At 68.6% G+C, this 14,474-nt stretch carries 9 protein-coding genes; 3 read left to right on the top strand and 6 right to left on the bottom strand.

What is annotated here, in order from left to right; genetic code table 11:
* The first annotated feature begins 309 nt into the window (after window positions 1-309).
* Window positions 310-4,146, top strand: coding sequence for an FG-GAP-like repeat-containing protein (locus AB0C82_RS29295; RefSeq protein ID WP_362847598.1), 3,837 nt, complete (start codon window positions 310-312; stop codon window positions 4,144-4,146).
* 561 nt (window positions 4,147-4,707) lie between these two features.
* Here the strand turns inward: AB0C82_RS29295 and AB0C82_RS29290 are convergent.
* Window positions 4,708-5,880: a serine hydrolase domain-containing protein gene (locus tag AB0C82_RS29290; protein WP_362847596.1), complete on the bottom strand. Its 1,173-nt coding sequence runs from the start codon at window positions 5,878-5,880 to the stop codon at window positions 4,708-4,710.
* Window positions 5,881-6,204: 324 nt separating this feature from the next.
* Here AB0C82_RS29290 and AB0C82_RS29285 point away from each other — a divergent pair, with 324 nt between their 5' ends.
* Complete coding sequence (locus tag AB0C82_RS29285) at window positions 6,205-6,543, top strand: hypothetical protein (RefSeq protein ID WP_362847593.1); 339 nt, start codon at window positions 6,205-6,207, stop codon at window positions 6,541-6,543.
* The gene (locus AB0C82_RS29280; RefSeq protein WP_362847591.1) at window positions 6,543-6,986 is read left to right on the top strand and encodes a MerR family transcriptional regulator; all 444 of its coding nucleotides are present in this window, start codon (window positions 6,543-6,545) and stop codon (window positions 6,984-6,986) included. The genes AB0C82_RS29285 and AB0C82_RS29280 overlap by 1 nt, the downstream gene beginning before the upstream one ends.
* 204 nt (window positions 6,987-7,190) lie before the next feature.
* Here the strand turns inward: AB0C82_RS29280 and AB0C82_RS29275 are convergent, their stop codons facing one another.
* From AB0C82_RS29275 to AB0C82_RS29255, 5 genes are all read right to left on the bottom strand, one after another.
* On the bottom strand, window positions 7,191-7,835 hold the full coding sequence (locus AB0C82_RS29275) for a dihydrofolate reductase family protein (RefSeq protein WP_362847588.1): 645 nt from the start codon (window positions 7,833-7,835) through the stop codon (window positions 7,191-7,193).
* Window positions 7,836-8,061: 226 nt separating this feature from the next.
* Window positions 8,062-8,415: a VOC family protein gene (locus AB0C82_RS29270; RefSeq protein WP_362847585.1), complete on the bottom strand. Its 354-nt coding sequence runs from the start codon at window positions 8,413-8,415 to the stop codon at window positions 8,062-8,064.
* A 350-nt stretch (window positions 8,416-8,765) separates the two neighbouring features.
* Window positions 8,766-9,995, bottom strand: a complete 1,230-nt coding sequence (locus AB0C82_RS29265; RefSeq protein WP_362847582.1) for a sensor histidine kinase — start codon at window positions 9,993-9,995, stop codon at window positions 8,766-8,768.
* A 92-nt stretch (window positions 9,996-10,087) separates the two neighbouring features.
* Complete coding sequence (ctaD, locus tag AB0C82_RS29260; protein WP_362847964.1) at window positions 10,088-11,743, bottom strand: cytochrome c oxidase subunit I; 1,656 nt, start codon at window positions 11,741-11,743, stop codon at window positions 10,088-10,090.
* A 1,253-nt stretch (window positions 11,744-12,996) separates the two neighbouring features.
* Entirely contained in the window at window positions 12,997-14,133 is a 1,137-nt protein-coding gene (locus tag AB0C82_RS29255) for an endonuclease/exonuclease/phosphatase family protein (protein WP_362847579.1), read from the bottom strand.
* Window positions 14,134-14,474: the final 341 nt, after the last annotated feature.

Genomic DNA, 14,474 nt, shown 5'->3' with positions numbered 1-14,474 from the left:
GCACCACGGGTTCCAGCACCCAGTCCGGCGTCCGAAGGGAACTGGCGTACTCCAGCCCTTACTCATCGGGCTCGACGGCCTTCCGCGGGCATCCGGGGACGTTCCGTCGGTCGCCAAGAGCATCACCGCGCCCGCGAGCGGCACTCCCGCCGTCGACGAGGCCCGCCAGTACCAGCCACTGGACGCATGAGCCGCGCGACAGCGCCGACAACTTCTGATCAATTCGTGGACCGACAGTCCAACCCGACCTTCAAAGGGACACACATGAGACGCATTTACGGGCATCGCCGAAGACGACCATCCCTGTCTGTGGGAGCGGCCGGCCACCAGCCCGTCACACCCCTGCCCGCCCACCGGCGTGTCCGCATCGGCGCGCGGCTGCTCGCCGCCTCCCTCGTGGGAGCTCTGCTGGCCGCAGGCGCGGCCGTGGCGGGAACCTCGACCGCCGCCGCGGCTCCTGGCGATCCGGTGACGGGTGGTCCTCCCACCGAAACGACCGTCGTCATCCAGAGCATCGGAGACGACAACGAGGGCAGGGGCGGCGGCGGTTACCAGATCTCGGGTACCGAACTGCTCTTCCGGGCCACGCCTCCCAAGGGCGACGAGGCCGACCAGTGGTGGTATCTCCAGGCGTCCACCGACGGTACGTACAAGGTCAGGAGCCGCACCCAGGGCGACCGGTGCATGGGGCGGGACTCCAACGCGGAGGGGGCCGCGCGGCTCGCCTTCCGCGACTGTGCGGGCACAGGAACGGACTGGCTGTTCCAACGGGTCAAGGGCGAGCGGTACAAGATCCGCCCGGCGGGCTACGCGGAGTATCTCCAGACCCCGGCGACCGTCGACCACAAGGACCGCGTGAACGGGGGTGATGTGACGATCGAGTCCACCGAGTCGCCGGGCGACAAGCAGCTCTGGTACGTCACCACCGTGGCGCCCGCGAAGCAGGCCATGCCGTCCGACCCGACGTTCGACCAGCGGACCTTCCTCACCGCGCACAACGCCTTCTACAACCAGGACGACGCGGACGGTGCGGCCCCCACACCCAGCCAGTCCCACTCCATCCGGGAGCAGTTGGCCAACGGCGTACGGGGCCTGATGCTCGACGGCCACCACCGCAACGGCAGGGTCCGCATGTGTCACATCTCCGGGAGCATGGATGGTCTCTGTCTGCCGACGGGCCAGACCATGTCCGAGGTGTTTACCGTCATCGCCGAGTTCATGAAGGCACCGGGCAACGAGCGGGAGATCGTCACCGTCTTCCTGGAGGACTACACCACGTACGACGAGCTGGACGCAGAGGTCGGGGACGACCTCAAGCCCGGCGGTCAGCTGGAGGGCCTCGTGTTCAACCCGACGGCGGCCACGATCCCCGGCTGGACGTCGGATGTGGCCTGGGACGTGAAGGAGAGGGGGTGGCCCCGTGTCTCGGAGATGGTCGCGAAGAACAAGCGGCTCGTCCTGTTCTCCGACAAGTCTGACAAGTCGAATCTCGGCTTCGTGCTGGGGTCGGACTGGACGGCCGAGAACTACTGGTCGATGGGCATGAGCATCGGCGATTCCGACTGGACGTGCAGCTCACGGTGGGACTCGATCCCGCTGGCGAAGGAGGAGCCGAAGTTCCGTCGGCTGTTCGTCATGAACCACTTCCGGGACATCGCCAACGAGGACACGTCCGAGATCGACAACTCGAAGTTGGTCAACCGGGCACAGCGTTTCTGTTCCCCGGCTGCCCGCAAGAAGCCGAACTTCCTCGCGGTGGACCAGTACGACACCTCGTTGACGAATCCCGCTCCCGCCAGTGACGCGTTGGCGGCCGTGAACGAGCTCAACACGTACACGTACCACGGTGACACCCCCGGCCAGGGCGGCACGCCCGACGAGCTGGGCGAGGACTGGCAGGTGCCCCGCCTCACGGTCATGCCGCTGGGCGACTCGATCACCGAGGGGGCGGGCAGCTCCACCCGGTCGAGCTACCGGGCCGCGCTGTGGCCCAGGCTCGTTCCGCGGGCAGGGCTGCTGGAATTCGTCGGCTCGCTGAAGCACGGGCAGCTGCCCGACGTCGACCACGAGGGCCACTCCGGGTGGCTGATCGAGGGCCTCTCGGCGAACATCGACTTCTGGATGGCAGAGGCCAAGCCGAACGTCGTGCTGCTGCACATCGGTACGAACGACATGGACCGCGACCACCAGGTCGCCACCGCGCCCGCCCGGCTGGCCGGGCTGATCGACCAGATGATCGCGGCGTCCCCGGACACCACGATCGTCGTCGCCTCCCTCGTTCCGTCGACGTCCGCGGTGGTCCAGGCGCGGATCAACGCGTACAACGCGGAGATCCCGAAGATCGTCGCCGAGCGGCGTGCTCAGAACCACAAGGTCGGCTTCGTCAGCATGGCGTCCGTCACGACCGCCGACCTGAGGGACCGGCTCCATCCCAATGACCAGGGCTACGTGAAGATGGCCGGTGTCTTCGCGGACGGGGTCTCACAGGTCGCCCGCAGCGGGTGGATCAGCGAGCAGGTCGTCGTGAAGCCCGCGCCGCCCCGTGCGGGCATGGGCGACTACCAGGTGGACCTGAACGCCGACGGCCGCGCCGACTACCTCGTCGTCGACGTGAACGGCGCGGTTCGGGCCTGGCTCAACAAGGGTGGTGACGGTCGCGGCGGCTGGACCGCCGCCGGACAGGTCGCCTCCGGTGTGAACCTGGCGGGCGGTCAGGTGCGGTTCGCCGACCTCAACGCCGACGGGTACGCCGACTACCTCGTCGTCGACCCGAACGGCGCCGTACGAGCGTGGCTGAACAAGGGCGGCAGCGGCATCAGCGGCTGGACCGACGCCGGATCAGTCGCCTCGGGAGTGAACCTCGCGGGCGGTCAGGTGCGGTTCGCCGACCTCAACGCCGACCGCTTCGCCGACTACCTCGTCGTCGACCCGAACGGCGCCGTGCGCGCCTGTCTCAACAAGGGCGTCGTGGGCGGCTGGACCGCCGCCGGGCAGATCGCCTCCGGGGTAGGCGTCCCGGCCGACCAGATCCGGTTCGCCGACGCCAACGCCGACGGATTCGCGGACTACCTGACCGTGGACGCCAACGGCGTCGTGCAGGCCTGGCTCAACAAGGGCAGCACGGGCGGCTGGACGGCGGCCGGGCAGATCGCCTCCGGCGCGGGCGCTCCCGGTTCCTCGGTACGCTTCGCCGACGTCAACGCGGACCGCCGGGCCGACTACCTCGTGGTGGATGCCAACGGCGCGGTACGGGCCTGGCTCAACGACGGCGGCGACGGTGGCGGCGTGGGCGGGGGCGGCTGGACCGCCGTCGCTCCCTTCGCGGTGGGCGTAGGAGCCCCGGCGGACCAGATCCGCTTCGCGGACGTCAACGCGGACCGCAGGGACGACTACCTCGTCGTCGCCCCGGACGGCTCGGTGCGTGCCTGGTTCAACAACGGTGCCGCCGGAGGCTGGACCTCTGCCGGCCAGATCTCCGCGGGCGTGGGCGCTCCCGGCGCCTCCGTGCGCTTCGCCGACGTCAATGCCGACGGCCGCGCCGACTACCTGACCCTCGGCGCGGACGGCTCCGTACAGGCGTGGCTGCACAACGGCGGTGACGGAAAGGGCGGCTGGACACCCGTCGGTGTGTACGCCTCGGGGACCGGCGCCCCGGCCACCCAGGTCCGATTCGCCGATGTCAACGCTGACGGCCGCGCGGACTACCTCGCGGTGGCCGACGACGGTTCGGTACGCGCCTGGCTCAACCACGGCGGGAACGGCAACGGCGGCTGGAGCAGCGTCATCCGCCTCGCCACCGGTACCGGTGCCACCGGTGACCAGGTGCGGTTCGCCGACCTCAACGCTGACGGCCGCGCGGACTACCTGGCGGTCGCTGCCGACGGGTCCGTGAAGGCGTGGCTGAACAAGGACGGCAACGGGAACTGGACCGCCCTCGGCGCCTACGCCCCCGCCATGGGAGTGCCCGGCGCGCAGGTGCAGTTCACCGAGGCCAACGGCGACGGCCGCGCCGACTACCTCGCGGTCGCGCCGGACGGCTCGGTGCGGGCGTGGATGAACAACGGCGGTGAAATCACCGGCGGTTGGTCGAGCCTCGGCATGATTGCCTCCGGTGCGGGAGCCCCGGCGTCGCAGGTCCACATCTGACCCGGGACGGGCACCGTCCCGACGCGTGACGCACAACCATGACGGACCGCACGCTGCCACCACAGTCGTGGCAGCGTGCGGCCGTACGGCAGCACGCCTGACCCTCCCGCTCATCGACGATGATGGCTGCCGGTGCCGTAGCGGCGGCCCGTAGGTACTCGGGTGGGGTGGGGCAGTGAGCGCGGTGGGGCCGGAAGGCGCGTTCAGCGTCAATGGAATCGGGAGCGAGTGCCGGCCGTACCCGTTGAGCTTCAGTGTCCGCGAGGCCGAGGGGGCATGGCGGGTGGCCGCCGGCGCGGCACAGGCGGGCGAGCTGGTCGACCTGCTCGTTGCCGCGACGAATGACGCGGTCGCGGTGGTGTCACTGGAGACCACCTCCTTTCTGGACACGGACTGGCGGACGCTGCGGCCGTGCTGCCGCGGACCAGGAGACGGCGGAAGTATGACCGGGGTGGGGCAACCGTGGTGACGGGCGGCGCCGCGACGCCGCGTGACGACTGGCTCGGTGCACTCGCCCGCGACGCCTCCGCCGGAGGACCGGTCCGGGCTTCCGCGTCCCGCTTACCGCTTGCGCAGCAGCGCGCAGACGAAGTTCTCCTCCACGGCCCGCAGCCGCTCCAGCAGTTCCGGCTTGTTGGTCTTGTTGATCTGGGTGGTGAGGGAGAAGGTCAACGACCGCTTTCCGTCCGGCGTGGCCGCGATCAGCTGCGTGTAGCCGGGGAAGTTGCCCGTGTGGCCGTACACCACGCCGCAGCGGGTGGTGTACCGGAAGATCGCCAGACCGGCCTTGTTCCTGCCGGGACCCGCGGGTTCGGATGCGCCGTTCACCCACTTCAGCTGCTGATGGCGTGTCCGGTCGGAGATCAGCTTTCCGCCGGCGTAGCCGCGGATGAACGCCGTCATGTCCTTCGGCGTCGAGATGATCCCGCCCGACGCCCACACGCCCGAGGCACTCAGTACCTCACTGACGTCCTCGGGCGGGTTCGGCGGGGTGACGTCGTACCCGTGCATGTACGGCTCGGGCATCCGGTAGCCCTGCGGCAGGCTGGTGCTACGCAGATGCAGCGGGCGGTATACGAGCCGGGCGAGGAGGTCTTCGTACCGGCAGCCCGTCGCCGCCTCCGCCATCAGTGCCACAGCGATGTTGTCGGAGTTCGAGTAGGCGTACCGGGCTCCCGGACGGAACAGCAACGGCTCGTCGGCCACGAAGTCCAGCAGCCGGCGGGAGTCGAAGCGGCGGCGCGGGTTCTCGGTGACCAGGGCCAGGAACTCCGGGTCCGCGCTGTAGTCCGGCAGCCCGCTGGTGTGGTTCAGGAGCTGCCGCAGCGTAACCCGATGCCACGCACGTGGCAGCTGGGGAAGCACCTTGCCGATGGTGTCGTTCAGGCGTAGCTTCCCCCGGTCCACGAGCTGGAGGGCGACCGCGCCGCTGTACGCCTTGGCCGTACTCGCGATGCGCATGTGGTCGTTGACCTCGATCGGCCGGTCGGTGCCGATCTCTGCGACGCCTGCCCGGTAGACCTCGGTGCGGGACTCGTGCTTCAGAACGGCAATCGCTCCGGGCGGTCCGCCGGGCGCGGTGGTCAGTTCCTGCAACTGGCGTCGCAGTGCGCGGTTGTCGTCGGCGGTCACATCGCCGGCCTGGGCCGGAGCCTGCACCAGCCCGGCCGTACAGGCAGCGGCCAGCAGGGCGACAAGGGACAGGCGGACCTGGGTGGAGCTGGGAACTGGCACGGGAGAACTCCTGAAACGTGAGCGCGGTGGGACGTTCAGCTTCACCCGTCGGTCAGGAACCTGCGCGCGGCTCTGCTCCAACCAGCCGAGGGGGGACGCGGCGCGACGCCGACCCCGCGGCGACCTCTGAGGCCGTACGCACGACTTCACGTTCACTGTCGCCCCGCATTCCTCCGCAACCTCGACGGGCTCTTCAGCAGCCATAGGGAAAATCAGTTGGCCCGCTGTGCCAAAAAGGGCTCTCGACATTGCATCCGGGACCTAGGTACAGGTTTACCGTCGGAGGTGTCACCTGCTGCGAGACGTGACGACGGGGTGAGTTCGATGAGCGATATGGCGTGGGCGCCGCAGGCGTGCACACTGCCCACTGCGGCGCTGTCCTTGCGTGTCGCGGAGTGGGACGCACTGTTCTCCGAGCGGCTGACCTCGGTTTCCCGGCCACAACCGCTCCGTCTGCGCCTCGATCTGGCCGGCGGACCGGGTGTCGAGGAACGGATCCGTGACTTGGTGGTGCGCGAGACCGAGTGCTGCTCGTTCTTCACCTTCACGTTCACCACCGCTTCCGGCGGGGATCGGATCCGTCTGGACATCTCGGTGGACCAGCCGCACGAGGCTGTCCTGGACGTCCTCGCCGCACGGAGCCTCGCGGGCGGGGAGCGGTGATGATCAGGGGCCTGCGCAGCGGGCAGGTGGCCGAGGCGGCCGGGGTGAACGTCCAGACACTGCGCTATTACGAGCGGCGGGGACTCCTGGCCGAGCCCCGGCGCACGAACGGTGGTCATCGCGTCCACGGCGAGGAGGCCGTCACCGCACTGAGGGTGATCAAGGCTGCCCAACGCCTCGGATTCACGCTGGAGGAGGTTGCCGAGCTCCTGGCGGCCGGCCGGCACCGGCACGGCCGCCCGTCCCGGGACTCCAAGCGCGTGCTGCGGCCAAGCTGGCCGAGATCGACGCGAAGATCTCCGACCTCACCACGATTCGCACCACCCTCGCAGCGGCGGTCGACGCGGGCTGCGAGGACCTGGCTGTCTGCGCCTCCAGCGCCTGCTGCCCCATCCCCTTCACCGACCTCGCCCGGGACGACCGCCATGCAGGCTACTGGCTGACACGGCCCCCGCACCGCACCCCTGGACCGCCCCTGGGTGCGGCAGAATGCGCGCAGCCCGCCCTGGCCACGGCAGGCACCATCGGCGTACCTCTTCGGCCCGGGAGCGGGCGGTTATGCGCGGCCGACCTGCATTCCGGCGGCATTCCGGCCGGCATTCCGGTGATCGTTTCGCAGTCGCACGGCCTCGCAAGCGTGGGTGGTCTCAACGGTCGCTTCCGGCACCGCGATCGGGTGCGGTCATGTCCCCCGTGGCGGGAGTGCCGTCGGCGAGCCCGTAGCGCAGGTACACGGTGCCCTTCGGGCTTGCTACCGGGGGAGTGAGCAGCGTGACGTTGGTGGGCACCGTGCCATCGGCGAACACTTTCTTGCCCACGCCGAGCACGATCGGATGCAGCCAGAGGTCGAGCCGGTCGAAGAGCTTCTCGCGCAGGAGGGTCTGCACGAGATTCAGACTCCCGACGACCTTTACGTGCTCGTGCCGCTCACGGATTTCGCGCACCGAGTCTGCGAGGTCCGGACCGAGGTGTGTGGACCCGGCCCACGAGAGGTCGGGCCTGCCGCGAGAGGCGACGTACTTCGGGACGCTGTTGAAGAGCGTGGCGATCTCGCTGTCCTCGCCGCCCTCCTGGTGAGGCCAGTAAGCGGCGAAGATGTCGTACGTCCGCCGGCCGAGCAGGAGGGCATCCGTGCCCTCGTACGCGGCATCGACCTGAGCCCCGGCGACCTCGTCCAGCAGGGGCGCCTGCCAGCCGCCGAACGGGAACCCCACCGGGTCCTCGTCGGGGCCGCCGGGCGCCTGCCCGACGAGATCGAGGGTCGCGAACATCTCGATGTGGATGAGGCCCATGGCTTACTCCCGATGAGTCGGTTCTCCCTCTCACTCATTCTCATCAGATAGACCGACGGATGCGCGCGGACTCATCGCCGCGACGAGTCCCGGTTTCGTCCGATGGTGCGGAGCCGGGGCCCCGGGCGGCCCCGGGCAACGGAAGCCCGGAACCCCGGAACCCTGGGGAAGCCGCTAGCGCACGGCGGGGCGCTCGCCCCAGAGGAGCGGGGTGGAGCCGAGCCGGTCAGTAGTACTGGGCCATACAGAACTCGTGATCTTCGGGATCGGTCATGACAACGACTACGCCCTCGTCGTAGTCATGACGCTCGCCGGTGAACCTGCCGCCGAGGGCGATGACCTGTGTGATTGCCTGGTCGATGTCGTCCACCGCGACGTCGAGGTGGAGGCGTACCTTGCCGTGCTTCGGCTCGGTCACCGGTTGGAAGACGAGGCGGGGCTGCGGGTCGTCACGGTGGCCGAGGTAAATCCAGCCGGGCTCGGACGGCCCCTGTGGACGGTTCAGCAGCGTGCTCCAGAAGCCCGCGACCCGTTTCACGTCGACACAGTCGATCGTCACTCCGGCCCATCGATTGGCCATGTCTTCAGCACTCCTGCTTTGTCGTGTGGACGGTTGCGGTCCGTAAGGTCAGGCGGCCGGGCACTTCAGGCAGCATCGCAGCACTGATCAGGCCGGCGAAGGCCAGGCGCCGGAACCTGTCCGCATCGCCCGCGGCCGGCCGAGGCGAGCGCGCGGCGCCTACTGCCAAGCAGCGGCGGGGTGTCAGCCTTGGCCGCCAGGCTGACCAACGTATCGCCCAGGCCTACGACGGCCCATGCGGCACCGGCTTCGGCCCGCTACGGCGATTCCTGTCAGCGTGGCTGCTGACTGTTGGCCGAGGCCCTCCACCGCTGTTACGCACTCAAGGGCGAGCCCTCCTGGGATCGCGGTCACAGCATCGGGGCGAGGGGAATCGCGGCGGAGACCGCCGTCCCTTCGCCGGGTGTCGATTCGACTGTCAGAGTGCCGCCGAGCTGTTGTGCGCGGGCACGCATGGCGGGCAGGCCGTGGCCTCGTACGCCGCCCGGCTTCTCGGCAGGATCGAAGCCGCGGCCGTCGTCGGCGACGTCCAGGACCACCTGGTCGTCCAGGTGGCTGAGTGTCAGAGCCGCCGTGGTGGCGTCGGCGTGTTCGCGGATGTTGGCGAGGGCGCCCTGCGCGATCCGCAGCAACGCGGACTGCACGCGTTCGGGGAGGGGCGTGGCCGGGGTCCCGTCCTGGTGGAAGCGCACATGCAGGGCGTCGGTGGTTTCCCGGTCGGCGAGAGTCCGAAGAGCGTCGTCGAGGCTGCTGCCGTCAGCGAGGTCGGCCGGGGCGAGGTCGTGGACGAATCGACGGGCCTCGGCGAGGTTGTGCTCGGCGATGGACGCGGCGGTGCTGACGTGGCGGCAGGCAGTCCGCGGGTCGTCGTCCCAGAGGAGATCGGCAGCCTGGAGCAGCATCTTCTGGCTGGACAGGCCCTGAGCGAGGGTGTCGTGGATCTCCATGGAGAGCCGCTGGCGTTCGGCGAAGATACCTTGGCGGCGCTCGGTCGCGGCCAGTTCACGGCGGGTGCGGACGAGGTCGGCGATGACGGTCCGCAGCCGGTCGGCCTGCCGCTGGGCGTGCAGGAACACGGCCGTGGCGATCGCGGCGATGGCCGGCGGCGCGAACATGAGGGTCGGGTCGAAGCCGTAGCGCAGCCGCAGCTTGACCTGCGCGCCCACGACGATGGCCGTGAGCAGGGCGACGAGGATGATCGCGGACTGGGTTCGTAGCGTCCGCAGCCCGGTGTAGAAGAGCGGCACCGCGCAGTATCCGAAGCTCGGGGCCATGATCACCAGGGTGAGCCAGACCCCGATGACGGCCACCAGCCAGAGCATCGGGCCCTTGGCGGCAGGGCCTTTGCCTCCACCGGACTGCCTGGGCCCGAGGATGGGGCCGAGTACGTACAGAAGGGCCAGCGCGACCGCGAGAGCGATCACCCAGGGAGTGGCACGGTCACCGGGGTGGACGATCAGGTACCGGGTCAGTGATGAGCACAGGAGTACGAAGAATGCCACGTGCATCACGGTCGCGAGCCAGTCGACGTCGGGATCGACCGCCTCGACGTCGATGGGTGACCGCTGGTCCATCCGCATCGCTCGCTCCTCGCCGCCGCCCCGTCCTCCTCCTGGTCCTCGAAGTGAGGAGGAGGACGGGGCGGGGTGTTACGCCCAGCCCAGGCTGGGACTCATCTGTCGTCCCTGTCCTTACCGAGCGGGTGGGCGGTTCCTTCACCCGGCTCGAAGACGTCCCTGCGCCCCGCTGCTTTGGCTTCGTCGAGCTGGGTGATTCCCGGGTGGTGGAGCTCGAACGCGGGGGACTCGGACCGGATCTTGGGGAGCGTGAGGAAATTGTGCCTCGGCGGGGGACAGGAGGTCGCCCACTCGAGCGAACGCCCGAAGCCCCAGGGGTCATCGACCTTGATGCGCTTTCCGGTCTTCGCGGTCTTCCACACGTTGTACAGGAACGGCAGCGTCGAGGCGCCCAGGAGGAAGGCGCCGATTGAGCTGACGGTATTCAGGGCGGTGAAACCGTCGGCCGCGAGGTAGTCGGCATAGCGGCGAGGCATGCCCTCGGCCCCCAGCCAGTGCTGGACGAGGAAGGTGGTGTGGAATCCGATGAACAGAGTCCAGAAGTGGATCTTGCCGAGCCGTTCGTCGAGCATGGTGCCGGTCATCTTCGGCCACCAGAAATGGAACCCGGCGAACATGGCGAAGACGACGGTGCCGAAGACGACGTAGTGGAAGTGAGCCACGACGAAGTAGCTGTCGGTCACATGGAAGTCCATCGGAGGCGAGGCCAGGATGATCCCGGTCAGCCCACCGAAGAGGAAGGTGACGAGGAATCCGATCGACCAGAGCATCGGTGTCTCGAAGGACAGCGATCCCTTCCACATCGTGCCGATCCAGTTGAAGAACTTCACACCGGTCGGCACGGCGATCAGGAAGGTCATGAAAGAGAAGAACGGCAGCAATACCGCACCGGTGGCGAACATGTGGTGTGCCCACACGGTGGCCGAGAGGCCTGCGATGGCGATCGTCGCGGCCACCAGGCCGATGTAACCGAATACGGGTTTGCGGGAGAACACCGGAAAGATCTCCGTGACGATCCCGAAGAACGGCAGCGCGATGATGTACACCTCGGGATGACCGAAGAACCAGAACAGGTGCTGCCACAGAAGTGCGCCACCGTTCTCGGGAGCGAACACCTGCGCACCGAAGCGACGGTCCGCCTCCAGAACCAGCAGAGCAGCGGCCAGCATCGGGAAGGCCAGAAGCACCAGCACGGACGTCAGGAGAATGTTCCAGGTGAAAATCGGCATCCGGAACATGGTCATGCCCGGTGCGCGCATACAGATGATCGTCGTGATGAAATTGACCGCGCCCAGAATCGTGCCGAAGCCGGCCAGCGCCAGGCCCATGATCCACATGTCACCGCCGATGTACGGTGTTCGGTCGCCGCCGCTGAGCGGTGTGTAGGCGGTCCAGCCGAAGTCGGCTGCGCCTTGCGGTGTCAGCAGGCTTCCGAGGACGATCAGCCCGCCGAAGAGGAACAGCCAGAACGAGAACATGTTCAGCCGGGGAAACGCTACATCGGGCGAACCGATCTGCAGTGGCATGATGGCGTTGGCGAACCCGGCGAAGGTGGGGGTAGCGAAGAGCAGCAGCATGATCGTGCCGTGCAAGGTGAATGTCTGGTTGTACTGCTCGTTCGAGATGATCTGAATGCCGGGTCGGGCCAACTCCGCACGCAGGAGCAAAGCCATCAGGCCGCCGACCATGAAGAAGAGGAACGACGCGCCCAGGTACAGGTGCCCGATTTTCTTGTGGTCCGTCGTGGTCATCCACGTGACGACGACACTCCCTGGCCGCCGGCCCTTGACGGGCACCAGAGTTGGCGGCTCGGTGGTGGATGCAGTCACTCAGGGCTCCCGATACGTGTATGGAAATGCGGCCTGGGCATAAATCGAGCCGCCGACCGCCAGCTGTGGTTCCTGTCCTACCGGCGCACGGTCGTTGCGAGCTGCTCAGCCACACGCGCGTCAGGGTGAACTTTGCTGACGCTGCGACAACGGTCCATCCACGCCAGCATTTCCCGGAGCCCGGCTCAGGTGCCGCCCCGAGGCAACGCTCGCCCCGCCGGTCCTGGGTGCCGAATGCGCGCAGCACCACCGGCACAGAATGACCTCGTCTCTCCTGGAGGCCGCAGGATCCGGTTCAGGGGTCCGCGCGGGCAGATCGGCTGCCGCGCCCACGAGCTAGTGCAGTATCAAGCAAGGTTCTTCCTGTTTCGGCGGCTGCTTTGTCGCCTGGTAGCCACGCGCCCGCGCGCTCCGCGACGCTAGACACACCAGACGCGGCAGTGCGGCGAAGCCGGCGGGGAACACCAAGTCGCACTCGAGGATCAGCCGGTAGCCAAGCTCATCCCACGCCTCTGCGTCGTCCTCGCGCTCGGCCCTCGCCAGGAGCTCGGGTACACGATCGGCGTCCCCGTAACAGTCGTACATCTGCGCCCAGTTCACCACCCGAGCATTTAACCGCCCTGAGGCAGCCGGGGCCGACTCCGCATTCAAGAGCTCTGTTGCACGAACCATCAGACAGCCCTAGGCGCAGTCGAAGAGGTCGTCGACCTGTGCCTCATCGCTCGTGTCGACCCGCACGCGATGTGGTGCCCGTCGGCGGCGAGGCGTGCACAGATCGCGGCGCCGATTCCCCGGGGGCCGCCCATGACTGATTGCAGCATGAGAGCTCCGGGCCGCACGGTAGCGATCGACCAATATGGGTGGTGAGTGCAACAAGTCGGGAGCCGGACCCCTCAGTGATCTGCTTCCGCGCCGCGCGGGCCGCCCTGGCCGCCCCGTTCGACGCCGACATCTCGGACGCGGCGTGCGGACCTCCGGGCGTCGAAGCGGCACTAGCCCGTTCAGCTGTCCAGGGGAGGTGGCATCTGCGGACCGGCCGGGCAGACTTCGTGGACGGGGCGCAGCAGCTCTGGGCGGACTGCCGCAGTCGGCCCAGATGTGCTCGGCATGTATCTGGTTGTCGATATGCGGACTTTATGCGTCACGTGCCCCCGGGGCGTCTGCCTGCCCTGACGTCACCAGCTGATCCTGGCCGCCACCGGCAGGTGATCGCTGCCGGTCTCCGGCAGTACCCACGAGCTCACCGGCTCCACGCCGCGTACCAGGATCTGGTCGATGCGCGCCACCGGGAAGGAGGCCGGCCAGCTGAAGCCGAAGCCGTCCCCGGCCTCGTCCTGGGCCGAGTGCAACCGCGAGGTGATGCCGTCGAGCGCGCGGTCATCCGTCGTGCCGTTCAGGTCACCGAGCAGCACCACACGCTCATTCCGCTCGGCGGCAACGGCCTCGCCGAGCGCCTGGGCGTTCCTGTCCCGCGAGTCCGTCCAGAAGCCTGCCCTGGGGTTCACCCGTACGGACCCCAGGTGCGCCACATACACCGCCAGCGACCCCTTCCCCGTGGCCACCGTGGTGCGCAGCGCCCGGTTGTAGGCCATCTTGACCTCGGCCGGCTTGCTGTCCCCCAGCGGCCCGACGTCCTGCTTGAGATCGACCGGCCGGGTGCCGGACAGCGGCAGCTTGCTCCACAGTCCGACCGTGCCCTGCACCGTGTGGAACGGGTACGCCTTCGCCAGCCCCTTCTCGTACGTTCCCCTGGCATCCGCGGTCAGCTCCTCCAGCGCGAGCAGGTCCGCACCGGAGGCGGCCAGGTCGCGGGCGGTCCCGGCCGGGTCCTGATTCGCGGCGCCGACGTTGTGGCTGGCCACGGTGAGGTCACCACCCGACCGGGATCTGTCGCCCAGCAGCCCGCCGAAGAGGCTCAGCCACACCGTGACCGGCAGCAGCAGCGCGACCACCGCCGAGGCGGAACGGCGCCACACCGCGGCGGCCAGAAGCACAGGGACCGACAGGCCGAACCATGGGAGAAACGTCTCCACCAGACTGCCGAGGCCACCACGGCCCGTGATCTGGGTGTGCAGCAGCATGAGCAGGCCCAGCAGGAGGGCCGACCCTGCGGGTACCGGACCACGCTTCCATGGCCCCGGCCCGGCGAGGGAGCGGATCACCCGACGTAGGCGCGCACGCCGCGTCCCGCCGGTCCCGGCCGTCGGGGCAGAGGCTCCGGCACCTGCCGTACCGGTATCCGCCGGGCTGTCCTGTCCGGCCTGTGCGGCATCCACCTGCGTCATCGTCTGTCCTCGCTCATTGCTGCTCACGGCTGCATTCTCAGGTCCGGTGGGGGATCGGCGTACATCCGGGGGCAGCTACGGCCGATCGCATCGGTGCGTTGTCCGTGGCGCCAGGGTTCGTTCGTTCCGGCAGTTGACACAGTTCCTACGGGGCGCCGGGACTGGGCAACTACGCCGTCGCTTCGGCTTCCCGATGCCGACCGCCGCCCCCGAAACGTGAGGAGTTGTGGTCGGGGTGGCCCCCGCCGGGCGGCCTCGCGTTCGGAGCCGTACCTGGTCGAGTGCGGTGATCACTGCGGTCAGGACTGCCAGGCCGACGGCAAACAGCAGCCGGTGAGCCCGGCGCGGTGTCGCTCGTGCTGATGCTG

It is taken from the genome of Streptomyces sp. NPDC048560 (genome assembly GCF_040650955.1).
In the GTDB taxonomy this organism is placed as follows: domain Bacteria; phylum Actinomycetota; class Actinomycetes; order Streptomycetales; family Streptomycetaceae; genus Streptomyces.
The sequence above is the reverse complement of the archived record's forward strand: the minus strand, read 5'-3'. Positions and strand labels throughout refer to the sequence as shown.